Source organism: Vibrio sp. QJM3NY_15 (genome assembly GCF_057785995.1).
Map to the genome: position 1 here is coordinate 151498 of NZ_CM173517.1, position 22867 is coordinate 174364.

General features: G+C 44.9%; 23 protein-coding genes. 13 read left to right on the forward strand and 10 right to left on the reverse strand.

Annotated features, from left to right (window positions below; all coding sequences use genetic code 11):
• Nucleotides 1-183: 183 nt before the first annotated feature.
• The 4 genes from recG to gmk form a co-directional block, all read right to left on the reverse strand.
• Nucleotides 184-2262: an ATP-dependent DNA helicase RecG gene (recG, locus tag AC3CKG_RS00670; RefSeq protein ID WP_488528644.1), complete on the reverse strand. Its 2079-nt coding sequence runs from the start codon at nt 2260-2262 to the stop codon at nt 184-186.
• Nucleotides 2263-2536: 274 nt separating this feature from the next.
• The gene (gene spoT, locus AC3CKG_RS00675; RefSeq protein ID WP_076667684.1) at nt 2537-4663 is read right to left on the reverse strand and encodes a bifunctional GTP diphosphokinase/guanosine-3',5'-bis pyrophosphate 3'-pyrophosphohydrolase; all 2127 of its coding nucleotides are present in this window, start codon (nt 4661-4663) and stop codon (nt 2537-2539) included.
• 39 nt (nt 4664-4702) lie between these two features.
• Nucleotides 4703-4975 (reverse strand): DNA-directed RNA polymerase subunit omega, encoded by a 273-nt coding sequence (gene rpoZ / locus AC3CKG_RS00680; RefSeq protein ID WP_009848003.1) that lies wholly within the window; start codon nt 4973-4975, stop codon nt 4703-4705.
• A 119-nt stretch (nt 4976-5094) separates the two neighbouring features.
• A complete protein-coding gene (gene gmk, locus AC3CKG_RS00685; RefSeq protein ID WP_017109197.1) occupies nt 5095-5718 on the reverse strand; it encodes a guanylate kinase in 624 nt (207 codons plus the stop codon).
• A 742-nt stretch (nt 5719-6460) separates the two neighbouring features.
• On the opposite strand from gmk, the gene AC3CKG_RS00690 reads away from it, so the two are divergent.
• The 4 genes from AC3CKG_RS00690 (at nt 6461) to cspE (ending at nt 9988) form a co-directional block, all read left to right on the forward strand.
• Nucleotides 6461-7831: an NCS2 family permease gene (locus AC3CKG_RS00690; protein WP_065106070.1), complete on the forward strand. Its 1371-nt coding sequence runs from the start codon at nt 6461-6463 to the stop codon at nt 7829-7831.
• 205 nt (nt 7832-8036) lie between these two features.
• Nucleotides 8037-8462, forward strand: coding sequence for a phosphate-starvation-inducible protein PsiE (locus AC3CKG_RS00695; RefSeq protein WP_017109195.1), 426 nt, complete (start codon nt 8037-8039; stop codon nt 8460-8462).
• A 212-nt stretch (nt 8463-8674) separates the two neighbouring features.
• Entirely contained in the window at nt 8675-9307 is a 633-nt protein-coding gene (locus tag AC3CKG_RS00700; protein ID WP_488528645.1) for an alternative oxidase, read from the forward strand.
• A gap of 468 nt (nt 9308-9775) precedes the next feature.
• The gene (cspE, locus tag AC3CKG_RS00705; RefSeq protein ID WP_004735656.1) at nt 9776-9988 is read left to right on the forward strand and encodes a transcription antiterminator/RNA stability regulator CspE; all 213 of its coding nucleotides are present in this window, start codon (nt 9776-9778) and stop codon (nt 9986-9988) included.
• 327 nt (nt 9989-10315) lie between these two features.
• Here the strand turns inward: cspE and AC3CKG_RS00710 are convergent, their stop codons facing one another.
• Nucleotides 10316-11182, reverse strand: a complete 867-nt coding sequence (locus AC3CKG_RS00710) for a YicC/YloC family endoribonuclease (RefSeq protein WP_004735725.1) — start codon at nt 11180-11182, stop codon at nt 10316-10318.
• Nucleotides 11183-11430: 248 nt separating this feature from the next.
• On the opposite strand from AC3CKG_RS00710, the gene rph reads away from it, so the two are divergent.
• Together rph and pyrE are read left to right on the forward strand one after the other, a co-directional pair.
• Entirely contained in the window at nt 11431-12147 is a 717-nt protein-coding gene (rph, locus tag AC3CKG_RS00715) for a ribonuclease PH (protein WP_102516507.1), read from the forward strand.
• 105 nt (nt 12148-12252) lie between these two features.
• Nucleotides 12253-12894: an orotate phosphoribosyltransferase gene (gene pyrE, locus AC3CKG_RS00720; RefSeq protein WP_004735727.1), complete on the forward strand. Its 642-nt coding sequence runs from the start codon at nt 12253-12255 to the stop codon at nt 12892-12894.
• A gap of 161 nt (nt 12895-13055) precedes the next feature.
• On the opposite strand, the gene lpxL is transcribed toward pyrE, so the two are convergent.
• The 3 genes from lpxL to coaBC all read right to left on the reverse strand — a co-directional run bounded on the left by lpxL (nt 13056) and on the right by coaBC (nt 16028).
• Nucleotides 13056-14036 (reverse strand): LpxL/LpxP family Kdo(2)-lipid IV(A) lauroyl/palmitoleoyl acyltransferase, encoded by a 981-nt coding sequence (lpxL, locus tag AC3CKG_RS00725; protein WP_029223319.1) that lies wholly within the window; start codon nt 14034-14036, stop codon nt 13056-13058.
• A gap of 21 nt (nt 14037-14057) precedes the next feature.
• On the reverse strand, nt 14058-14648 hold the full coding sequence (gene slmA / locus AC3CKG_RS00730) for a nucleoid occlusion factor SlmA (protein WP_016768952.1): 591 nt from the start codon (nt 14646-14648) through the stop codon (nt 14058-14060).
• A 138-nt stretch (nt 14649-14786) separates the two neighbouring features.
• On the reverse strand, nt 14787-16028 hold the full coding sequence (gene coaBC / locus AC3CKG_RS00735; protein ID WP_488528646.1) for a bifunctional phosphopantothenoylcysteine decarboxylase/phosphopantothenate--cysteine ligase CoaBC: 1242 nt from the start codon (nt 16026-16028) through the stop codon (nt 14787-14789).
• A 223-nt stretch (nt 16029-16251) separates the two neighbouring features.
• Here coaBC and radC point away from each other — a divergent pair, with 223 nt between their 5' ends.
• The 6 genes from radC to AC3CKG_RS00765 all read left to right on the forward strand — a co-directional run bounded on the left by radC (nt 16252) and on the right by AC3CKG_RS00765 (nt 20439).
• Complete coding sequence (gene radC, locus AC3CKG_RS00740) at nt 16252-16926, forward strand: RadC family protein (RefSeq protein WP_065106138.1); 675 nt, start codon at nt 16252-16254, stop codon at nt 16924-16926.
• 292 nt (nt 16927-17218) lie between these two features.
• Nucleotides 17219-17455: a 50S ribosomal protein L28 gene (gene rpmB / locus AC3CKG_RS00745; RefSeq protein WP_004728407.1), complete on the forward strand. Its 237-nt coding sequence runs from the start codon at nt 17219-17221 to the stop codon at nt 17453-17455.
• 13 nt (nt 17456-17468) lie between these two features.
• Nucleotides 17469-17636, forward strand: a complete 168-nt coding sequence (rpmG, locus tag AC3CKG_RS00750) for a 50S ribosomal protein L33 (protein ID WP_002535344.1) — start codon at nt 17469-17471, stop codon at nt 17634-17636.
• Nucleotides 17637-17982: 346 nt separating this feature from the next.
• Complete coding sequence (locus AC3CKG_RS00755) at nt 17983-18531, forward strand: hypothetical protein (protein ID WP_488528647.1); 549 nt, start codon at nt 17983-17985, stop codon at nt 18529-18531.
• Between the two features lie 2 nt (nt 18532-18533).
• Nucleotides 18534-19343, forward strand: coding sequence for a bifunctional DNA-formamidopyrimidine glycosylase/DNA-(apurinic or apyrimidinic site) lyase (mutM, locus tag AC3CKG_RS00760; protein ID WP_488528648.1), 810 nt, complete (start codon nt 18534-18536; stop codon nt 19341-19343).
• Between the two features lie 91 nt (nt 19344-19434).
• Complete coding sequence (locus tag AC3CKG_RS00765; RefSeq protein WP_488528649.1) at nt 19435-20439, forward strand: NAD-dependent epimerase; 1005 nt, start codon at nt 19435-19437, stop codon at nt 20437-20439.
• Between the two features lie 68 nt (nt 20440-20507).
• Here the strand turns inward: AC3CKG_RS00765 and coaD are convergent, their stop codons facing one another.
• Entirely contained in the window at nt 20508-20990 is a 483-nt protein-coding gene (coaD, locus tag AC3CKG_RS00770) for a pantetheine-phosphate adenylyltransferase (protein WP_102269828.1), read from the reverse strand.
• 1 nt (nt 20991) lies between these two features.
• Nucleotides 20992-22056: a glycosyltransferase family 9 protein gene (locus AC3CKG_RS00775; RefSeq protein ID WP_488528650.1), complete on the reverse strand. Its 1065-nt coding sequence runs from the start codon at nt 22054-22056 to the stop codon at nt 20992-20994.
• A gap of 96 nt (nt 22057-22152) precedes the next feature.
• Here AC3CKG_RS00775 and AC3CKG_RS00780 point away from each other — a divergent pair, with 96 nt between their 5' ends.
• Entirely contained in the window at nt 22153-22866 is a 714-nt protein-coding gene (locus AC3CKG_RS00780) for a 3-deoxy-D-manno-octulosonic acid kinase (RefSeq protein ID WP_488528651.1), read from the forward strand.
• Nucleotide 22867 lies beyond the last annotated feature (1 nt).

The window sequence follows — 22867 nt, forward strand, 5'->3', positions numbered from 1 at the left end:
TCTCGAGGATGACGAATTGCTAACCATGGACTTTGATGATGACAATTTACTTTGATCGTCATTCCCTATCGTGAGGAACGAACGAGTAGGGAATCTCGCTCTTGCTTGATGAAAGTAACGCACATTAAAAAGGCTTCCTTGAGGGAAGCCTTTTTACGTTTTGGATGACGTTAGTTTTGCTCATTAAGCCTTAGAGTAAACATCGCGTTCACCTAACCAACGGTTAATGATCGCCTTGGCGTTGTCTGGGTAGCTATCGTGAATATGACGCGCAATACGCTGCACTTCAGGTATCAAACGTTGGTCTCGTACCAAGTCAGCAATCTTGAAGTCAGCCAAGCCTGTTTGTTTGGTACCAAGCAATTCTCCGGGGCCACGAATCTCTAAATCACGCTGAGCAATCACAAAGCCATCGTTACTTTCACGAAGTACCCCTAAGCGCTTCTGAGCCGTTTTAGACAGCGGAGAATGATACAGCAGTACACAATGGCTCGCGACTGAACCACGGCCAACACGGCCACGCAGTTGGTGCAGTTGTGCTAGACCAAGACGCTCTGGGTTCTCGATGATCATTAAGCTCGAATTCGGTACATCCACACCGACTTCAATCACGGTTGTAGCAACCAACAGGTGCAGTTTGTTCTCTTTGAATTCCTGCATCACCGCTTGTTTCTCAGCGGGTTTCATTCGGCCATGAACCAAACCAATCTTTACGTCGGGCAGTTTGCGTTGCAGGTCTTCTGCCGTATCCGCTGCAGCTTGAGCTTCCAATACTTCCGATTCATCAATCAACGTACACACCCAGTAGGCTTGTTTGCCTTCATTGAGACACGCATTTTTCACACGTTCAACAATGTCATCGCGCTTGGTATCAGGAATCGCGACGGTTTGAATTGGGGTTCGCCCCGGTGGTAACTCATCAATAATAGAAGTTTCAAGGTCGGCATAGGCTGTCATTGCCAGTGTTCGTGGAATTGGCGTAGCGGTCATCACTAGTTGGTGAGGGTAATAACCTTGCTTCGCGCCTTTTTCACGCAGCTCTAGTCGCTGGTGGACACCAAACCGGTGTTGCTCATCAATGATCACTAAACCAAGATTTTTGAACTCGACATGCTCTTGAAATAGCGCATGAGTTCCCACCACCATTTTTGCTTCGCCGCTGGCAATTCGTGCCAGTTCGGTTTCACGAGCCTTACCTTTGAGCTTACCTGCTAGCCATCCAACTTGAATACCCATTGCCTCAAACCAGTTGGCAAAGTTAATCGCGTGTTGTTCGGCCAATAGTTCGGTTGGTGCCATCAGTGCCACTTGCTGACCGTGTTCCAGTGCGCGAACTGCAGCCAGTGCAGCGACTAAGGTTTTACCTGAACCCACATCACCTTGCACTAAACGCATCATAGGGTGCGGCTTTTCAAGGTCAGCTTCGATCTCTTTGGTTACTCGTGCTTGTGCATTGGTTGGCGAGAATGGCAGCTGAGCTAACAGTTTATCTTTGAGGGTGTTCACCGGAGGAAAAGGCATTGCCTTGTCTTGCTGCCCTTTGCTACGAACAGACAACATCGACAGGTTTTGAGCCAGTAACTCTTCCATAATCAGGCGCAGTTGCGCAGGGTGTTTTCCTTCATCAAACAGCTCTAGGTCAATGCCCGGAGGTGGTCTGTGAATGGTATGCAGTGCTTGTGCGAGGGTAATTTGGTGGTCGTATAAACCTGATGGAAGAAGCTCGTTAACTGCGGCCTTGTCGATTAGCTCTAAGGCTTGATCGGTAAGGTTACGCAGCGTGACTTGTCTTAGTCCTTCAGTGGTTGGATACACCGGAGTTAGGTTGGCTTCCACATCTGGTTGCTGCCTTGGTGCAAAGAATTTGTAATCCGGATGGACGATCTCAAGCCCCATATTACCGCGCTTGATCTCGCCATAGGCGTGGACTTGTTTACCTTCGGCAAAGTTATTCTTCATACCGGCGGTGAAGTTGAAAAAGCGTAGGGTAATGGTGCCGTTACCATCACTGATTTTTACCGCCAACATCTTACGTTTACCAAAAATGGTATCGACGTGCATTACCTTGCCTTGCACCGCAGCCCAAAGACCAGCGTGCAGTTTTACTATTGGATAGATACGCGTTCGATCTTCATAACGTAGTGGTAGGTGAAACAGTAGGTCTTGTACATTGTTAAGCCCAACCTTTTCCAGTTTCTCTGCGACTTTTGCGCCGACTCCAGATAAAGAGTTGAGAGGGATAGCAGATAAAAGCTGTGACATAACAAGGCTCATAAACGTAAGAGATATAATCTATTCAAGCATTTTACTGGATTTTTGTACAGGGTAAAGCTTAGAAGCAGATACGGGATGCGAGTAAACGAGATGCGAAGAGATAAGAGCCGGTTCGGGATGCGGGTAAACGAGATACGAAAAGAACAGGGCTGCACAAAAAATTAAAGCAGACTCGAAATACGAATAATTGAGTGGTGAAAAGCTTTGCTCTTCGCATCTCGAGACTCGTATCTCTCATCTGCTTTATTTATCTGCTTTTGGATCAGTTCTTGCGACGTCTTACTTTGAGTGCGTGTGGCATCACACGTAGCTTTTTCATAATACTTGCAAGGTGAACACGATCTTTGGTGGTTAGCAAGATAGTCACTGTGTATAGGCGTCCATCACGTTCTTCAGTTGAAATACCGTGAATATTTGAGCCCGTTTTAGAGATAACGTTCGTTAACTCAGCCAGTGCACCCTGATGGTTCTGCAGTTCGACCTGAAGTTCAGCTGTGAACTCTTGGTCGTAATCGTCAGACCATTCAACCGCCATGTATTTGTCTGGTTCTTTCTGGTAACCACGAACGTTTGGACACGTTTCACGGTGAACCACAAGACCACGACCTGGAGATACATGGGCAATGATGTGATCGTCTGGAATCGGGTGACAACAGTTCGCGAATGTCAGCAATAGACCTTCAGCACCACGGATAGGCAATTTCTTCCTCGGTGTGTCGCTGTTGTGTTCTACTTCCGTCAGTTCGTCTGCATCACCTAATAGGCGACGTGCAATCACGATACTCATCAATTCACCAAGGCCAATCGATGCGAGTAAGTCTTCAACGCTGCTTAAGCGTAGGTCTGACAGTACATGCTCGAGATTCTCTTGGCCGATATCGGCAATAGAGTGTTCACCAAGTGCGTGATTAAGTAGACGACGACCCAGCGTAATCGACTCTTCACGGCGCATTGTCTTCAGAACCTGACGGATCTTAGTACGTGCACGTGAGGTCACTACGTAGTTGAGCCATGCAGCATTCGGACGCGCGCCCGGAGCACTGATGATCTCAATCGTTTGACCGTTCTTAAGCGACTTGCTGAGTGGGTAAGGGTTCATGTCGACACGAGCACCTACACACATGTTGCCAACATCGGTATGTACCGCGTAAGCAAAATCGACCGCAGTTGCACCCGCAGGAAGTTCGACGATGCGACCTTTCGGCGTGAACACGAAGATCTCATCTGGGAACAGATCAGATTTAACGTTTTCAATGAATTCGAATGAGTTACCCGCGCTTTGTTGAAGCTCAAGTAAGCTCTGCATCCAACGTTGTGCTTTAACCTGTGCGGTTGTCCCATTGCTACTGCGTGAGCCACTGCCTTTATATGACCAGTGTGCCGCGACACCTTTGTCGGCCATTTGCTCCATATCTTCGGTACGGATCTGAACCTCTACAGGTACCCCGTGAGGGCCGATCATTGACGTATGAAGAGATTGGTAGCCGTTGGCTTTTGGTACCGCAATGTAATCTTTCATGCGGCCCGGGCGTGGCTTGTACAAGCTGTGAGCCTGACCAAGTGCGCGATAACAAGTGTCTGGGGTATCAACCACTACGCGGAAAGCGTAGATGTCCATAATGGTGTGAAAGCGCTGTTCTTTGGTTTTCATCTTGTTATAGATTGAGAACAAGTTCTTTTCACGACCCACGACGCGAGCAGACAAACCGACTTCTTCGAGACGGCCTTCAATTTCGCTATGGATACGTTGGATCATTTCCTTACGGTTACCACGAGCAGCTTTCACTACATTTCTGAGGACGCGATAACGGTTAGGATAAAGGGCTTCAAAGCCCAACTCTTCTAGCTCAGTCTTGATGTTATGAATACCAAGGCGATGAGCGAGCGGAGAATAGATCTCTAGGGTTTCACGAGCGATACGACGCTTTTTATCAGGACGAAGTGCCCCAAGCGTACGCATGTTGTGAGTACGGTCAGCTAATTTGATCAAGATAACGCGGATGTCTTGCACCATGGCGAGAACCATCTTACGGAAGTTCTCTGCTTGCGCTTCTTTGCGATCACGAAATTTAAGCTTATCCAGCTTAGATACACCATCAACCAATTCAGCAACGGTATTGCCGAACTTTTCCTCTAGATCTTCTTTAGTGACATCACAATCTTCGATGACATCATGAAGCAAGGCTGCTTGTAGGGTTTCGATATCCAGACGCATTTCTGCCAGGATTCTTGAAACAGCTACAGGGTGGATAATGTATGGTTCACCGCTTGAACGGGTTTGCCCTTCATGGGCGTCTCTCGCTACCACATAAGATTGACGCAGAGCCTCAATTTGAGGCTCTGTTAGGTATTCTTGGGCAACGTCTTTGAGGCTATCGAATAGATACAAATTAAAGGCCCGGAAGGTTAATTAGTTCGAATGACGTTATTAACGAGTGTGAGCGATGCTGCTTACTGCTGCAAGTTCAGCCGCTTCTTGCTCTTGTTGCTCTTGACGCTCACGAGCATCTAGTACGTCTTTAGTGATAAGACCTTCTTCGATTTCGCGAAGAGCGATAACCGTTGGCTTATCGTTTTCTTCAGGCACTAGTGAATCTTTGCCGCCAGTTTGCATTTGACGTGCGCGGCGAGCCGCAATAAGAACTAGGTCGAAACGGTTGCCAACTTTTTCAACAGCGTCTTGAACAGTTACGCGTGCCATGAGGACTCCAAATAGTAATTAACTAATAAATTTTAGATGACGAGAAAGTATACAAGTTTAACTAGAGACTTTCTAGCTCACCGTATACTTATCTCAATGGAAAATCTAGGGGATCTAGATTATTCCGCTAATAAAGCAGTAAGCATGCCGCTGTATTTAGCTGCTTGCTTATCTTCTTTTAAGCGCTCCGCACGAATGATTGCTCTGAAGTCCATTAAGGCTGCATCAAAGTCATCATTCACGATCACATAATCGTATTCTGCATAGTGAGAAATCTCAGATTTTGCTTCGCTCATGCGTTTCGCAATAACTTCGTCGCTATCTTGACCGCGAACATTCAAACGACGCTCTAGCTCACCATTTGATGGTGGAAGAATGAAGACACTCTTCGCTTGAGGCATTTGTTCACGGATCTGACGAGCACCTTGCCAGTCGATATCTAGGAATACATCGATACCGCGGTTTAGGTTTTCTTCAATCCAAACACGTGAAGTACCGTAGTAGTTGCCGAATACTTCAGCGTACTCTAGGAACTCACTCTTCTTGATGAGATCTTCAAAGTGATGTTTCTCTACAAAGTGGTAGTGAACACCATTTTCTTCACCAGGGCGCATACCGCGAGTGGTGTGTGAAACAGATACCTTCATTGCGTAGGTTGGATTGGTTTCCAGCATTGCTGAGATCAAGCTCGATTTACCTGCGCCACTAGGTGCAGATACGATGTAAAGAGTACCTATGCCCATCTGTATATTTCCACTGTTGGTTGGATTGAGTGAGGGCGATAAACCGACACTATAAAAGATAGCACTGACTCTAATTTTTGTTCCGATGGTTGCATCTATAAAGGGATAACAAGTAAAACTAATAGAGACAACTGGTGAAAATTAGGTCAGAAAAATGGAGGCGAAGAGTAGCATATTTAGATGATTGAGAACAACTGGCTTGATCGTTATTTATTCTCAAATGATCCTTTGTCTGATCTTCATATAAATGTAATGACCTATCATGTTCAGTTTTTTATGTGATCTGAACAAAATTTGTTGAAGTTTTAATCTCAATCCTTACAATCCGCGCAAACGATTAAATGCTGTATATATCTAGGGTCTGTTGACCTTTCGCGATGGAGTTTTGTTCGAGAAAAAATCGTTTTAGGCGCGGCAAGGAGTTTGTAGCCTAGTATTCTAAGTAAAGACTCCTTAACAAAGCATAAAACGATTTTAGCCGAACCCTTCGGGCAGCGTTTGTTGGTGATTTCTACTGCGTTATCGACTTCTTATGTAGGCTAGCTACACTTCAAAGTCTCTGCCTTGTAGAAATCCCCAACAACTCGCTGCAAAAATCATCTCGAAGGGCCAACAGACCCGACTAGACTAGATGTTTCTACTACCGAGCCTACCTTGGTGACTACAGTTTTTAGTGTAGAGACCCCTCTATTCTCACAGCATTTGAATCTCAAATTTCTTAATTTATTACATAGGTTTTGTTGTGAATACCGACTCCACCCTGAAAGCCCAGAAAACGTCTGGCTCGCTTGACACCCTGTTCAAACTCTCCGAGAGAAAGACCACGATCAGCACTGAGCTATACGCAGGTTTTATCACCTTCTTAGCGATGAGTTATATCTTGGCGGTTAACCCAGCAATTTTGGGTGGCATCCCGGGAATGGACAAAGGAGCTGTATTTACGGCAACCGCTCTTTCTGCGGCTATCGCAACGCTTATCATGGGTATTTGGGGTAATTATCCAGTGATGCTGGCGCCGGGCATGAGCATGAATGGCTTCTTTAAAGGCCTACTGTTAAGTGGTTCTGTGGCGGTACTTTGGAATGAAGCGTTATTCGGCATCTTCCTATCGGGTATCCTTTATCTTGCTTTCTCATTGACCAATATTCGTAAGTCGATGATTGAATCGATTCCTGAAGATTTAAAGCTGGCGATTACCGTGTCTCTCGGTTTGTTCATTGCTTTCTTAGGCCTAAAGAATGCCGGCATCATCGTGTCTAACCCATTCGTATTGGTTGGCTTGGGTGACATCTCCGATCCACAAGTGGTTATCGCTTACGTGAGTATCTTCATCGCACTGGGCTGTATGGTTCGTGACATTAAGCTGGCAACGTTTATCTCGTTTGTTTCAGCGATTGCACTGACGATTCTGGCTGATGTGTTCTTGGGTACATCAAACGCACCAATCCCAGACCAATTCGTTTCTATGCCACCAAGCATGGCCGGTAGCTTCGGTGCGATCTTTGATTTCTCAGCTTTCACCCCTGAGAAAATGTTCGACCTATTGTTCATTGTACTTATCTTCCTGATTGTCGATTTCTTCGATGGCTTAAGCACGATTGTTGGTGTAGGTCGTGATGCGGGTATCATCGACAAAGATGGCAAGGTACCAAACGCGAAATCGGCTTTGGTTGCTGATGCGGGCGGAACAGTGATTGGTTCTATTTTAGGTACTACATCGATTACCGCTTTCTCTGAATCTGGTATTGCTTCTTCTCAAGGGGCGAAAACGGGTTTAGCAGCGGTGATGGTGGCAGGCTTATTCCTTGTTTCTCTATTCCTATACCCAATCTTCTCTATCTTCTCAGCGGCAATGGTCGCGCCTGCGATGGTCGTGGTAGGTATCTACATGGTTGGCCGTCTTGGTCAGATTAACTGGGAAAAGAAAGAGTCACGCATTGCGGCTTTCTTCACCATCATGTTCACTGTTTTAAGCTTCTCACCAGCAAACGGCATGGCGATGGGCTTCATCAGCTACGCATTTACTATGGTTGTGGCAGGTAAGCGTAAAGAAGTACACCCGCTTATCTACGGCCTGTGTGTGGTGTTCTTAACTTACCTAATACTGCTATAAGCTTAATAGCGAAGTAACGTTTGTTATGTAGCAGTCGTTAAGTAAAAGACAAATAGATGGCTCTGCAGTGACTGTGGGGCCATTTTTGTATCTGTTACTTTTAGCCCACGTTTAATTGATGACGTTATCTTAAGCTTGAGAGTGCGCGACTTATATTGATGCATGCTATTGTAGAGATTGGATTAATTATTTTTGAAGAGTGACTATGCCTTCTCACTTACCTAAGTCTTTTAGTAAGCCTTTCCTTAAGGTTTTCCACATTCTTGAAGCCGTTCTATTGGTGGCGATCACATTGGCGACACTGTTTGCCATGATGGAAGAGTTCATGCACGTCTTTGCGGAACGTCGAGTGCAACTGACCGACATTCTTTTGATGTTCATTTACTTGGAAGTACTGGCGATGGTTCAACAATTTGTGATGAACGGTAAGATCCCGGTGCGATACCCGATCTACATTGCGATGATGGCGATTGCTCGTTACATCACCTTAGGTATGAAAGAGTTAGATGCAGTTCTCATCGTTTGGTTGTCTGTTGCTGCCTTTATCTTAGCTGCAGCAACACTGCTAATTCGAGTAGGACATCATTACTGGCCATATGTCGATCTTCGAACTAAGCAGCCGGATGAGTAACTCAACCAGGTAATAAGCTATTAATAGCCCAGCCATGTTGCTGGGTTTTTTATTCCTTAATTTAAGTCAATAAGACATTTAAGTGTCATTAATGATGTAAAAGTATAACTGTCAATATGACTCTTATTGTTGTTTTCTCCTTTCTGTATAAGGGTTTGAGTCTTGGCATGAATGTTGATTGGTAAGTATTAGACTCATATAAGGAACACGCTATGCATTTTGAAAGCACTCATTATAAACCTGAAATTTTCTCCGAAAAGGTTGCACTTCTTGTTACTCGACTTCTCAAAAAGACACTTAACTTGTTTTATGGAAAACACTTAGCCAAACGAGCGATGTTGTTGGAAACCATAGCAGCTGTGCCGGGCATGGTGGCGGGAGTGTTCAATCACCTCAAAGCTCTGCGCCGCATGAAAGATGATGGTGGCTGGATCAAAGAGCTACTGGACGAAGCGGATAATGAACGGATGCACTTGATGATTTTCCTTACTGTTACCAAGCCGTCCATTATAGAACGCATTTTAGTGATGCTATTACAGTTCATCTTTCTACTTATCTATGGCGTGATTTACTTAGTCTCATCTAAAACGGCACATAGGATCGTTGGGTATTTTGAAGAGGAAGCTTGTAATAGTTATTCAGAATATATCTCGAAAATTCAAGATGGCACGTTGCCCAATCATCCCGCGCCTGAGATTGCGATTAAATATTATCGTTTACCCGAGAATGCGATGTTTTTGGATGTGCTTTTCTGCATAAGAGAAGATGAAGCTAAACATAGAGACAAGAACCATGGCATTGCCAATCTCTATAAAACCCAGGACTTACCCGATCACCAGTGCTAATCATCAAAAGACCGATTTATGATAAATAAAGCTCAGCAACCAGAAAATAAAGTCGTCTTCATTGCCTTCAAACTCTGGGGTAGGGTTGAGCTTTTCTATGGACCCGAGAAATACGGTCTTACCTGATGGTGAGCGCTTTTGGGTATGTATGATGAGTAAGTTTTTTGAGATCAAAGTCTTATAAATTAAGCTCTGTGGCAGAGCAGGGCTCTAATAAAAGCTAACCGAACAAAAAAACATCAATTTTTTCAAATAAAGCTTTACAACCCGGCCCAGATCACCAAGAATGGCGTCGCTCTGTTTTCAGAGTTATTAAATGAAACATCAGTTGTAAAGTAAAACCCTTAGTATTGCTTCATTGTTATTCTCAGTGTTTCCCTTGGCTTCATAGATACATTAAATAATTCAAGCTTTCAGCGCATCGCACTTTTGGCGATTAATTTTTTATTTTTATATAAGGGACACATCATGTCTAACAAAACAAACGGCGTAGTAAAATGGTTTAACGAAGAGAAAGGTTTCGGTTTCCTAACTCAAGACAACGGCGGCGCTGACGTATTCGTACACTTCCGTGCAATCGCTTCTGAAGGTTTCAAGACTCTTAAAGAAGGCCAACAAGTGTCTTTCGAAGTAGAGCAAGGCCAAAAAGGTCTTCAAGCTGCAAACGTTGTAGCTCTATAAGATTTTAAGTCGGCGCAAGTTGCATTAGCAACTTGCGTCACTTTCTTCCTTAAATCTTTCCCCTCTAGTTCCACCTGTCATATCCCCCTCAAAATATTCTAAAATCCTTTGCTACATCCGCTTCTCTGTTCTATCTATAGCTGTATCTATCTCTTGCTCCAAACAAATCTCCTGCGTAATAACCTGCTCACTTACTCATCCTGATTGGCATTATTGTATTCATAAAAAAAGCCCCTAAAACTAGGAGCTTATCTTGATCTAATCAACACTGTTAGTTAATCAACACTGATTCAGCTAATGGCTAGTCAGCGTGTTACTGACAAACTGTTATTCAATGTTCTGAATTTGCTCACGCATCTGTTCGATAAGAACTTTAAGCTCTACGCCCGATGCTGTGATGTCTGTACTGATAGACTTAGATGCTAGCGTGTTTGATTCACGGTTGAACTCTTGCATCATGAAGTCAAGCTTACGGCCACAAGCGCCACCTTTCTTCAATACTACATTCGCTTCTTTCACGTGAGAGTCTAGGCGGTCTAGTTCTTCTGCTACGTCTGACTTCTGAGCCAGTAGGATAAGCTCTTGCTCAACACGAGAACCTTCAAGTTCAATTTTCGCATCTTCAAATTTGGTAAGAAGACGCTCACGTTGCCATTCTAGGATCTCAGGCATGCGTGCACGAACTTTAACTACTTCTTCAGTGATCGCATCTAAACGTTGAACGATGAGTGCTTTCATGTTTTCGCCTTCACGAGCACGAGCGTCAATGAACTCTGCGATTGCATCGTTGAATGCTTCAAGTAAATCTTTGTTGATGGCATCCATATCTTGCTCTGGAGTTTCCATCACACCAGGCCAGTTCATAACTTGGAATGGGTTCAGACGGCTGTCTTCACCGGTCATGGTCATTACTTGGTTAGCAGCATTGATCACTTGCTGAGCCAAGCCTTCGTTAATGCTTAGCTCGCCTTTCGCTGCTGGGTTTGCTTCGAAGCGCAGGTTACATTCAACCTTGCCGCGAGCTAGACGCTTACGGAAACGCTCACGTAGGATTGGCTCTAAACCACGGAACTGCTCAGGCATACGGAAGTAAGTTTCTAGGTAGCGTTGGTTTACACTACGGATTTCCCATACTGCTGTACCCCAATCGCCTTTTACTTCTTTGCGTGCGTACGCGGTCATACTATAAATCATCGAATTTTCCTGTCTTTTATCATTCTGAAAATAACGCGCACGCATAGTATCACGATATGGTGTGCTCTCGAAGCTTGTCGCTTTTCACTATAAATAGCCTTTCATGATAAATAGCTTTGAACGGTAAATAGATTTGAAAGATAAACTGCTATATAATCTTGCCCCAATCAAAACTGTCTCACCCCTTTCTTAGGTGATGCACTCTTTCGATAGTAAATCACTTCAGACTGTTAATAAGGTAGATACCAATGCGTCCAAATGACCGCGCTGTAGATCAAATTCGTCCAATTAAAATTACTCGTAACTACACAGCTTATGCTGAAGGTTCTGTATTAGTTGAGTTCGGCAACACTAAAGTTCTATGTAATGCGACGGTAGAAGAAAACGTACCGCGTTGGTTAAAAGGCCAAGGGAAGGGTTGGGTAACGGCTGAATACGGCATGCTTCCACGTGCAACGCACACTCGTAACCGTCGTGAAGCGGCGAGCGGTAAGCAAGGCGGTCGTACGATGGAAATCCAACGTCTGATCGCACGTAGCCTACGTGCTGTTGTTGACCTGAAAGTAATGGGTGAAATCATGATCACTGTCGATTGTGATGTTATCCAAGCAGACGGCGGTACACGTACTGCTTCTATCTCAGGTGCAAGCGTAGCAATGGCTGATGCTATCAACAGCTTACTTGCAAGCGGCAAACTGAAAAAGAACCCAATGAAAGGCCACGTAGCGGCAGTTTCAGTGGGCATCGTTGGTGCACAAGCACTGTGTGATCTCGAGTACGTTGAAGACTCAGCAGCCGATACCGATATGAACGTTGTAATGACGGAAGACGGTAAGATGATTGAGATTCAAGGCACCGCAGAAGGCGAACCGTTCAGCCACGAAGAGCTGATGCAGCTTTTAGCCCTGGCGAATAAGGGCATTACCGATATCGTCGAAGCGCAGAAAGCTGTGTTGGCCGATTAGTTTCTAGATAGCTCCCAATTTGGGGGCTATTTTTTTGTCTGTAAAACTCGAAAGGGTAGTGCAGAGCGTAAGTTAAGTTTTATTGAATAAACGTAGAGGAAAAACATGAAAGCATATCAACGTGAATTTATTGAATTTGCACTAGAGAAAGAAGTACTTAAGTTTGGTGAGTTTACTTTAAAGTCTGGCCGTAAGAGCCCTTACTTCTTCAATGCTGGATTGTTTAATACAGGTCGTGACTTAGCGCGTTTAGGTCGCTTCTACGCAGCAGCATTGGCTGATTCGGGTATTGAGTTCGATGTACTATTTGGCCCTGCGTACAAAGGTATCCCAATCGCGACAACAACAGCGGTTGCACTAGCGGATCACCATGATGTGGACACGCCATACTGTTTCAACCGTAAAGAAGCGAAAAACCACGGTGAAGGTGGCAACCTAGTGGGTAGCGAACTTGAAGGTCGTATCATGTTAGTGGATGACGTGATCACTGCAGGTACTGCGATTCGTGAGTCGATGGAAATCATCCAAGCAAACGGCGCTGACTTAGCGGGTGTGCTGGTTGCGATTGACCGTCAAGAGAAGGGCAAAGGCGAGTTGTCTGCGATTCAAGAAGTTGAGCGTGACTTTGGTTGTGCAATCATCTCAATCGTTAGCCTGACTGATTTGGTGACTTTCCTTGAAGAGAAAGGTACAGACGCAGCACACCTAGAATCTGTAAAAGCGTACCGCGCTCAATATGGTATCTAATGCCTGAAGTTCTGAACCTGATGGTTTAGATCCCTAGGTTTAGAATTTCAAAAACAGAAAGGCCCGAAAGATAAAACTCTTTCGGGCCTTTTTTACTTAAATCTTATGGGACTGAGCTGCTTTCTTATCAGAAGATAGGCGCTCTATTTGTAACGGCTAATCTATTTATAACGAATGCCGCGTTCAACTTCTGGATCTTCCATGGTTTTGAAGCGTTTGTGCAGCCACATCCATTGCTCTGGCGCTCGTAAGATGATCTTCTCAAGGTAGCTGTTCATGTAGGCCGCGGCCGCTTTCTCATCTTTCTGCGGATAGTTTTCTTCAATTGACTCATCAGCCATGATCTCATACTTACCATCGGCATTTCTAAAGCCTGAACCCGGAACAAGTGCACATCGGCTAGTGTAAGCCAGAATACTGGTGCCTGTTGTGGTACATGCATCTTCTACTGCGAAGAAAGGCACAAACACAGACTTGTTACGACCGTAATCATGATCCGGTAGGTAGAAAAGGATCTCACCCTGACGCAGGATTCGAATCATACGCTTCACGTCTTTACGGTGAATCAGGCGATTGCCATTTTGAGTACGGCCACGGTATTGAATGAATTCATAAGCTGGGTTGTTGTGCGGGCGATAAACACCTAAACCTGAAATACCAAGTACCGCCATTGCTCGTGCGGTGATCTCTAGGTTCAAGGCATGCACACAACATAGAAGAACGCCTTTACCGTTGGCTTTGTGTGTACGCAACGTTTGGGTGTCTTTATCCACTAGGATTCTTTTGAAGCGCCACGTCGGCCAAAACCAGGTAATACCGGTTTCGATCAGTGCCATACCAGTATTTTTAAAGTTTTCACTGACCATAGCCGCGACTTCGTCTGCAGGCTTATCTGGGAAGGCAAGTTCCAAGTTACGTGTTGCCACAGCGACACGCTTTTTGCCATAACGAGCGCCAAGAGAGCCTAATGAACGGCCTAACAGCAGTAATACACGGTAAGGCAGAACGTTAACGAGAAACGCAAGCAACCCAAAACCGAACCAAACTCCCCAATGTTTAGGGTGGAGCAAAGCCAAGGTGAAAGGTGGCTTAGTAAGAACGTGTTGTGCGGTGCTGTTTTCCGGAGAAGTTTTCGTCGTCATAACCATCACTTAAGGTTGGGTTTACTTAATTTGAGCGCTCAGCAGTGCCCAGTAAGCATCAAAATTTTCGGTTGGTTGATATTTGAAATCAGAGCGAACAAATCGATTTAGACTGCCTTCAACCTGGCCGAGCAGTTGAGCCGCTAAGATCTTCTCATCAACCGGGAACGATTTCCCTTCACGAAGTTTTCTTTCACGCAGGATTTGGCGAAGCTGAGTTTCAATACGTTCAAAAAGCTGATTGATTCGTTCACGCAGGCGCTCATTTTCAAACATTAGAGCATGACCCGATAAAATACGAGTCAATCCAGGGTTACGCTCAGAAAAGACCAAGATAAGCTGCATGACTAAGCGGATACGCTCAAGTGTGTCTTTCTCTTCATCTAGAATGCGGTTGATTCGAGACATCAGCGCTTCTTCAATGAACTCGATTAGGCCTTCGAACATGCGTGCTTTACTTGGGAAGTGGCGGTAGAGCGCCGCTTCAGATACGCCGACTTGCTTGGCCAACTTTACCGTTGTGATACGAGAAGCACCTTCGGTCGATTCCAACATTTGTGCCAGCGCTTGCAGGATTTCTTCACGACGGTTTGATTTTCGAGTACCAGCCATCTATTTACTTCCTTTCCTAAAGATGAGGATTGAGTGAAGCAGGATTATAAACACCATTCAATTCTGTTCCTAGTTTTGTAAGACCTAGGTCAACAGAATCGAGAGGTGTCAGCACATTGTCAGAGCGAAATCGTGTATTTATTCGACAATAAGTTGTTGGATCTGATCGAGGATCTGAAAACCAAGGGTATCTTTGCTATCCAGTGGCAAAGATTTATCACCGCCTTTCCAATAAAGGTGCAATTCATTGCTACTGCTATTGAAGCCTTGGCCTTCGACAGAAACGTCATTGGCGCAAATCATGTCGAGGTTCTTTCTTTCCAGTTTGCCGCGAGCATATTTCTCAACATCTTGAGTTTCCGCTGCGAAGCCTACAGTAAATGGACGACCTTCGGTCATTGAGGCTACAGAAGCGACAATGTCTGGGTTCTTAACCATTTGAATGGTCATGTCGTCTTTACCATCCACTTTTTTAAGCTTTTGGTCTGCAATGGTCTCAGGGCGATAATCGGCAACTGCGGCGCAGCTGATGAAAATATCGTGTTGAGAAGCGCTTGCTGTAACCGCATCAAACATCTGTTGAGCGCTGTCGACATCAATACGAGTCACTTGGTTTGGTGTCGCGAGTGATACAGGGCCGCTGACTAGAGTGACTGTTGCGCCTTGTTTAGCGGCTGCTTCAGCCAGTGCATAGCCCATCTTGCCCGAGCTGTGGTTGGTAATGTAACGCACAGGGTCAATCGCTTCACGAGTCGGGCCAGCAGTGATTAACACAGAGCGGCCAGCAAGCGGCTTAGGTTGGAAGAAGTCTTCACAACGATGCACAAGCTGCATTGGCTCTAGCATTCGACCCATACCGACATCACCACAGGCCTGTTCGCCAGCCGCAGGTCCCCAGATCTCACAGCCACGACGTTTTAGTGTGGCGATGTTCTCTTGAGTAGCCGGGTGGCTGTACATTTGTTGGTTCATTGCTGGGGATACCGCAACTGGCGCATCGGTTGCTAAAACCAAAGTGGTCAGTAGGTCGTTACCCATGCCAGCGGTCATGCGCGCAATAAGATCAGCGGTTGCGGGTGCTAATAAGACTAGGTCAGCCCATTTCGCCAGTTCGATGTGCCCCATGGAAGCTTCAGCAGCAGGATCAAGCAAACTATCAGACACTGGCCTTCCAGAGACGGCTTGCATGGTGAGAGGAGTGATGAACTCCTTGGCTGCATTCGTCATCACGACTTGTACCTGCGCCCCACGTTCAATTAAGCGTCGAGTCAGTTCGGCGCATTTATACGCAGCAATACCACCACTAATGCCAAGGAGGATTTTTTTTCCAGCTAGGCCTTGTTGGTCAGCGTTATCCAGTTGATTAACCAATGTTTGCATGATTCTGTTCCTTAATTTCTCTGGGACTTACGATATCAGAACAAAGGATTAGTGCCTAGAAGCAGAATTCGAACAGACTTGATGCTCATCAAATTGGTGTTATCAAACCTATCAATTACACGTTTTTGCTAGCGACTCGTTTCCTTTTCTCTTTATCAAAGGATCTCTGGTGGCAAGCTCATTAAGCTGACGGGTCGTATTCATGACCTTAAATAGCCTTTATATGCCTATAAGTAAGATGCCTGTTGAGTCGATGCCAAGAGAAAAACTACTGAGTCGAGGGCCTGATTCTTTAAGTGATGCGGAGTTGTTAGCGATATTTCTTCGAACGGGCACACAAGGAATGAATGTTTTAGAGTTATCTGACAAGTTGATCAAAGATTTTGGCTCGCTTCGTCATCTTTTTTCAGCAACCGAGACTGAGTTTTGTGCTCATAAAGGGATGGGACAGGCCAAATATGTCCAATTACAGGCAGTTTTAGAGATGACGCAGCGTTATTTGGCCGAAACTTTATCTCGAGGTGATGCACTCACTAGCCCTAGCCATACCAAACTTTATCTATCGAGTATGTTGCGCGACCGCCAACGAGAAGCTTTCTATATATTGTTCCTAGATAATCAAAATAGGGTAATAAAGGATGAAGTTATGTTTGAAGGAACCATCGATGCAGCATCGGTATACCCGAGAGAAGTGGTTAAACGGGCACTCCATCATAATGCAGCCGCATTAATCCTAGCGCACAACCATCCTTCTGGTGTCGCAGAGCCAAGCCAAGCAGATAGGCGAATTACACGTAGATTAACCGATGCATTGGCGCTAGTAGACATCCGAATTCTCGACCATTTTGTCGTTGGAGATGGCGAAGTTATCTCTTTTGCAGAGCGTGGATGGATTTGAATCACATTTTAGGTTGTTAGTTGCGTTAAATCTGCTATCATTCCGCCCACATTTTAGAACCTTAAATCAGCTCTGATTACTCAAATAGCTGCCCTGTTCAAAAAAAGATCACGAAATCCTTAAAAAGGATCTGTTCGGGTCTTGAGCAATGCATGTCAAGTTAGTATAATACGCGACCTTTGATAGCCTTGAATGGATTTTCCATTATGGTTTTTACCTCTATTTTCAGAATTGATAGAGAGGTTCGGCCACCAAGGTTGATATCGAGCTGAAACGATTTGGAGAGACATTCATGTCCCGAGTATGTCAAGTAACTGGTAAGCGTCCAGTAACGGGTAATAACCGTTCACACGCACGCAATGCTACCAAGCGTCGTTTTCTGCCGAACCTACAAACTCACCGTTTCTGGGTAGAGAGCGAAAAACGTTTTGTTAAACTACGTCTAACTGCTAAAGGCATGCGTATTATTGATAAGAAAGGCATCGATGCTGTTCTTGTTGATATCCGTGCACGTGGCGAAAACGTTTAAGAGGAATTAAGCAATGGCTAAAGGCATTCGTGAGAAAATCCGTCTAGTATCTTCTGCTGGAACTGGTCACTTCTACACAACTGACAAGAACAAGCGTAACATGCCAGGCAAATTTGAGATCAAAAAGTTTGATCCAGTAGTTCGCCAGCACGTTATGTACAAAGAAGCTAAAATCAAGTAATTGATAGCCCCTTTGTCTCTTCTTTTATAGAAGAATAAATTAAAAACCCAGCTTATAGCTGGGTTTTTTTATGCCCAAAATTTGGGAAGCCCCAGTATTTTGATAAGCCTACGGTTTTTGAGAAGCTTTAGCTTTTTCGAGAAGACTCAGTGTTTTTGATGAGGGTAAGCATTATTGGCTCAATTTTGCACCTACCGTGCAGACGTTACACTTGCCGATGAGCTTATGTGATAGAAAATTGCTCAGCATAGAATGTGTCGCCATTTTCACGATATACTGAACACTCAATAGGTTAGATGAGCAGAATCAGATGAGATATCGTGGACGTCGATGGAACAACATACTCATGTTAAGTGTGATCGCTTTTATTGGGGTGCTAAACCTGCCAACATTGATCAAAACGTACCTTATCGAACCTGAGCCTGAACTTCAGGCGAGCAGCCCTTATCCTTACCTTTTAAACCCAACAGCAGAGCTTCAAGCTTTACACTTTGCTAAGTGGTCGGTAGTGCAAGAAGACGGTCATTGGGTTTATCAAATGAAAGAGTCTGTCTCAGAGCAAAGTGTGAGTGCCCAAGAGTTATCGCAACGCTGGCAACAGCTAGTAGGCACGGAAGTCGACTCACAAACCTATACCGACCTTACTCCCCAGCTTAATACGCCACACACCATTGAAGTTTGGTATCAAGACCAAGAAGAGCCACAGCGTATTACTTATTATCAACTGCCTGAGTTTTGGTTGCTAAAAAACTGGAATGATCAGTGGTTGGCGGTGTCTATTGAAGAGAGCTACTTGTTTCCAAGCTTTGGCTCAGAAGATTCATTTAAATCAGACCATCTCTTTAAAGCAGACAAGCTATCTATATCAGACAAACTACCTAAATCGGACGACTAACTATGCCTGAATTACCCGAAGTTGAAGTAAGCCGCATGGGGATCTCGCCTCATTTAGTCGGTGAGAAGATTAAATCCCTGACTTTTCGAACACCTAAGCTGCGCTGGGATATTCCTCAAGAACTTAAGCGATTAGAAGGACGGGTGATTCGCTCTATCTCACGCCGAGCTAAGTATCTATTGATTGAAACCGATACAGGCACAGCGATTGTTCACCTTGGTATGTCTGGCTCACTGCGCGTTTTAGATGCCGACTTCCCGCCAGCAAAGCACGATCACGTGGATCTTAAGCTAACCAATGGCAAGATATTGCGTTACAACGATCCGCGTCGCTTTGGCGCTTGGCTGTGGTCTGCACCTAATGAAGTCCATTCTGTGTTACTTGGTTCTGGCCCTGAACCACTAACTGACGACTTCAACGCAGATTACATTGCAGAGAAAGCAGAAAAACGTAAAGTTGCCGTCAAACAGTTCATCATGGACAACAAAGTAGTGGTCGGTGTGGGAAATATCTACGCCAATGAAGCGCTATTTTCTTCACGAATTCATCCTTTACGCCTTGCGAGCAAAGTGACAAAAGAAGAGTGGGTCTTATTAACCAAAGAGATCAAACAAGTACTCGCTACCGCTATCAAACAAGGCGGCACCACACTCAAAGACTTCGCCCAAGCTGATGGCAAGCCCGGATACTTCGCTCAAGAACTGCAAGTTTATGGGAAAGCCGGTGAAGAGTGCCCGAGTTGTGGTGAGAAACTTGAAGAGCAAAAAATCGGACAAAGGAATACGTTTTTTTGCTCTCAATGTCAGGTATAGAAAAACTGAACCTATGTTCACTTTTTTAAGCTAGTAGATATGCGGTCTAGTAGCTACAATTGCAATAATTATATGAATTGAGAATAGTAGAATGAAATATTTAGTAACTGGCGTTGCTGGCTTTATTGGCTCTGCGGTTTCAGAGCGACTATGTGCGGCAGGACATGAAGTTATCGGGATTGATAACTTAAATGACTACTACGAAGTCTCTTTAAAGCATGACCGTCTGAAACGTATCGAGCATGAAAACCTGACTTTTATCGAGCTGGATCTTGCTGATAGAGAAGGCATGGCGAATCTGTTTGCTGAACAAAAGTTTGACCGTGTGATTCATTTAGCAGCGCAAGCTGGCGTTCGTTACTCAATTGATAATCCAATGGCGTATGCTGACAGCAACCTGGTTGGCCACTTAGCTATTCTAGAAGGTTGTCGTCATAACAAGGTTGAACACCTCGTTTATGCTTCATCAAGCTCAGTTTATGGCTTGAATCAAAAAATGCCATTCCATACAGCAGACAGTGTTGATCACCCGATCTCACTATACGCCGCGACCAAGAAGTCGAATGAGTTGATGGCGCATACCTATTCTCATTTATATGACGTACCGACGACCGGTCTACGTTTCTTTACGGTTTACGGTCCTTGGAGTCGCCCTGATATGGCGATGTTCAAGTTTGCGAATCTAATCGTAGCGGGCAAAGAAATCGACATTTATAACAACGGCGACATGATGCGTGATTTCACTTATATCGATGATATTGTTGAAGGTATTATTCGTGTTCAAGATCGTATTCCAGCCAAGCAACCAGATTGGACGGTTGAGCAAGGCTCGCCAGCAACCAGTTCTGCTCCGTATCGCGTGTTTAACATCGGTCATGGCAGCCCGGTTAAATTAATGGACTATATCGAAGCATTAGAAGGTGCTTTAGGTGTTGAAGCGAAAAAGAACTTCATGCCAATGCAACCAGGTGATGTGTACGCGACTTATGCTGATACTGACGATCTGTTTGAAGCGGTTGGCTACAAGCCTCAAGTTAAGATCCAAGAAGGCGCGAAAGCTTTCGCAGATTGGTATAAAGCCTACTACTCGCTGTAATAATTGATGGTTTCGAATTAAAAATAGCGCTCACTGAGCGCTATTTTTTTCGGTGTAGGTAAAGATAATTACTTGGCAGTCTTCAGCTTTATCTCGTCTGCTACTTTTTGTGGCACAAACTGACTAATATCCCCGCCATGAATAGCGACTTCACGGACAATGGTTGAGGATAGAAATGCATACTCCTCTGAAGGGGTTAGAAACACACTCTCAAGCCCCGGCAATAACTTCCGATACATGCTAGTTAGTCCAAACTCGTACTCGAAATCCATTGTTGTTCTCAAACCGCGCACCAATACGTTTGCTTGCTGCTGCTTTGCGAAGTCGACCAGTAGCCCCGAAAATCCTTCAACAGACACGTTAGGTAAATGAGACACCGCATCACGTAACAACTCTACTCGTTCATCTAATTCAAACATGGTTTTTTTACTTGGGCTCGCTGCTACCCCAACGGTGATATGGTCAAACATACTCGCGGCACGAACAATAATATCAAGGTGGCCATTGGTTACAGGATCAAAAGTACCAGGGTAGATAACGTGTGTGGTCATATTAGCTGTCCTTGCTTGGTGTTTTGATGGAAGTTAAGGCTTTATCGAGTGTCTGCTTTACCATGTCGAGCGTGATGTCTTTCATTAAATCATCGCCTTTAGCACGGGTTCCCCATGGAAGGTCTGCGACTGGTTTACCTTGTTGTGCTTCTACGTGCAGTTGATAAACACTCACTACGATATCGAGATCGTTGTAAGGTCCTGTTCTACGAGGATCGCTGTGTGCGTACAAGCCGATTACAGGCGTTGACTGCGTGGTTGCCAAGTGGGCTGGGCCAGTATCAGGTGCCAATACTACCGTTGCATGTTTCAGTACGGCAGTCAGTTGCTTCAAGTTCGTTTTGCCAATCAAGTTGGTTACTGGCGACTGGCATAATTTTTCGATGTCGCTACCTAGGTTAACTTCTCTTGGTGCCGGAGAACCACATAACACCACTTGCATGCCTTTTTCGACAGCATAATCAGCAATAGCTGCATATCGCTCAGTTAACCAATTGCGTGAATCTTTGCTTGCTGCCGGGGAGATAACCAAAGTCGGCTTGTCTGCCATGGTGCTAATTGCTAGTTGTTCATCTTCAGGTGTTAAAGGGATATCCCATTGAGGCTTATCGAAGGGGACACCAATGTAGCGAGCAAATTCGGCAAAGTTATCCAATACATGAAACTTATCTGAAATAGGTAGATGGTGATTGGTAAAGAGTGACTGCATTTCACGAGTACGGTTTTTGCCAAATCCCACTTTGCACTTCGCCTTTATCCCCCAAGATAGCACGCTGGCTCTGAGTGCGGCTTGCATATGCAGAAGTGCATCAAATTTACGATCAGATAGCTGACGCCATAATTCACGCATTCCTTTGAAGCCTTGTTTCTTATCGAAAACTATCACCTCAATACCGGGTAGATCGCCGATCAGCATGGCTTCTATTTTGCCCGTTATCCAAGTGATTTTCGTTTCAGGCCACTGCTTCTGGATGGCTTGAACCACAGAAATAGCATGACAAACATCGCCAATCGCGGAGAGTCGAAGTATGCAAAGAGATTGAGGTGCAGTTGAGAACAGTGACATAAAGTGCCCGAAAAAAGTGAATAACATCAGAATTATGCAGATACTCGCATTAGTTGTAAAATAGCAATGACGAAAAGCGACCCAAAGGCCTCATAGATGGAAACGATTAGCACTAAGAACCAAACAATTTGGTACGACCCAGAACTTCTGGCTCAGGTACCAGAGGGCGATATCGCTCAGATCTTTGAGGCTGAATATTGGCAGCAACAAGACGCCATTTCAGGCAGTGCTCAAGGACGCGGTACCACATGGTTCATTCAGCTTGATGGAATACAGGCTGCACTGCGTCATTATCGCCGTGGCGGGTTGTTTGGGAAGCTAGTCGAAGACCAATATCGTTTCTCTGATTGGGAAAACACGCGCTGTGCGATGGAGCTTAATGTTCTCAAGGCATTGGCAAACGCAGATGTGAATGTACCGAAGCCCATTGCTGCTAGAGCCATTAAAAGCGGACTACTTTATCGAGCGGACTTAATGTCTGAACGAATTCCCAATGCCAAAGATCTGGTTGATGTCTTGGTCAATGGCCCGATAGATGCGGATGTTTATCGTCGAATTGGCCAAGAGGTACGCAAGATGCATGATGCTGGGGTTAATCATACCGATCTCAACATTCATAATATCTTGCTTGATACTTCACAAAACGTGTGGATTATTGACTTTGATAAGTGTGGTCAGCAAGCGGGTGATGACTGGAAAGAAGGCAACTTGAATCGCTTAAAGCGCTCGTTCTTAAAAGAAGTGAACAAGCGCCAGATTCAATGGCAAGAGTCGGATTGGGAGCTGATGTTAAAGGGCTATCAAGGCTAAT

Bases quoted from the DNA above. Each gene is read 5' to 3' on its own strand.
- lpxL (WP_029223319.1), bottom strand. From the start codon at position 14,036: ATGACGACGAAAACTTCTCCGGAAAACAGCACCGCACAACACGTTCTT.
- rph (WP_102516507.1), top strand. From the start codon at position 11,431: ATGCGTCCAAATGACCGCGCTGTAGATCAAATTCGTCCAATTAAAATT.
- AC3CKG_RS00775 (WP_488528650.1), bottom strand. From the start codon at position 22,056: ATGTCACTGTTCTCAACTGCACCTCAATCTCTTTGCATACTTCGACTC.
- gmk (WP_017109197.1), bottom strand. From the start codon at position 5,718: ATGGGCATAGGTACTCTTTACATCGTATCTGCACCTAGTGGCGCAGGT.
- coaBC (WP_488528646.1), bottom strand. From the start codon at position 16,028: ATGCAAACATTGGTTAATCAACTGGATAACGCTGACCAACAAGGCCTA.
- slmA (WP_016768952.1), bottom strand. From the start codon at position 14,648: ATGGCTGGTACTCGAAAATCAAACCGTCGTGAAGAAATCCTGCAAGCG.
- AC3CKG_RS00695 (WP_017109195.1), top strand. From the start codon at position 8,037: ATGCCTTCTCACTTACCTAAGTCTTTTAGTAAGCCTTTCCTTAAGGTT.
- rpmG (WP_002535344.1), top strand. From the start codon at position 17,469: ATGGCTAAAGGCATTCGTGAGAAAATCCGTCTAGTATCTTCTGCTGGA.
- cspE (WP_004735656.1), top strand. From the start codon at position 9,776: ATGTCTAACAAAACAAACGGCGTAGTAAAATGGTTTAACGAAGAGAAA.
- AC3CKG_RS00700 (WP_488528645.1), top strand. From the start codon at position 8,675: ATGCATTTTGAAAGCACTCATTATAAACCTGAAATTTTCTCCGAAAAG.
- recG (WP_488528644.1), bottom strand. From the start codon at position 2,262: ATGTCACAGCTTTTATCTGCTATCCCTCTCAACTCTTTATCTGGAGTC.
- AC3CKG_RS00710 (WP_004735725.1), bottom strand. From the start codon at position 11,182: ATGATTTATAGTATGACCGCGTACGCACGCAAAGAAGTAAAAGGCGAT.
- radC (WP_065106138.1), top strand. From the start codon at position 16,252: ATGCCTATAAGTAAGATGCCTGTTGAGTCGATGCCAAGAGAAAAACTA.
- AC3CKG_RS00780 (WP_488528651.1), top strand. From the start codon at position 22,153: ATGGAAACGATTAGCACTAAGAACCAAACAATTTGGTACGACCCAGAA.
- rpmB (WP_004728407.1), top strand. From the start codon at position 17,219: ATGTCCCGAGTATGTCAAGTAACTGGTAAGCGTCCAGTAACGGGTAAT.
- pyrE (WP_004735727.1), top strand. From the start codon at position 12,253: ATGAAAGCATATCAACGTGAATTTATTGAATTTGCACTAGAGAAAGAA.
- mutM (WP_488528648.1), top strand. From the start codon at position 18,534: ATGCCTGAATTACCCGAAGTTGAAGTAAGCCGCATGGGGATCTCGCCT.
- coaD (WP_102269828.1), bottom strand. From the start codon at position 20,990: ATGACCACACACGTTATCTACCCTGGTACTTTTGATCCTGTAACCAAT.
- rpoZ (WP_009848003.1), bottom strand. From the start codon at position 4,975: ATGGCACGCGTAACTGTTCAAGACGCTGTTGAAAAAGTTGGCAACCGT.
- AC3CKG_RS00765 (WP_488528649.1), top strand. From the start codon at position 19,435: ATGAAATATTTAGTAACTGGCGTTGCTGGCTTTATTGGCTCTGCGGTT.
- AC3CKG_RS00755 (WP_488528647.1), top strand. From the start codon at position 17,983: ATGTTAAGTGTGATCGCTTTTATTGGGGTGCTAAACCTGCCAACATTG.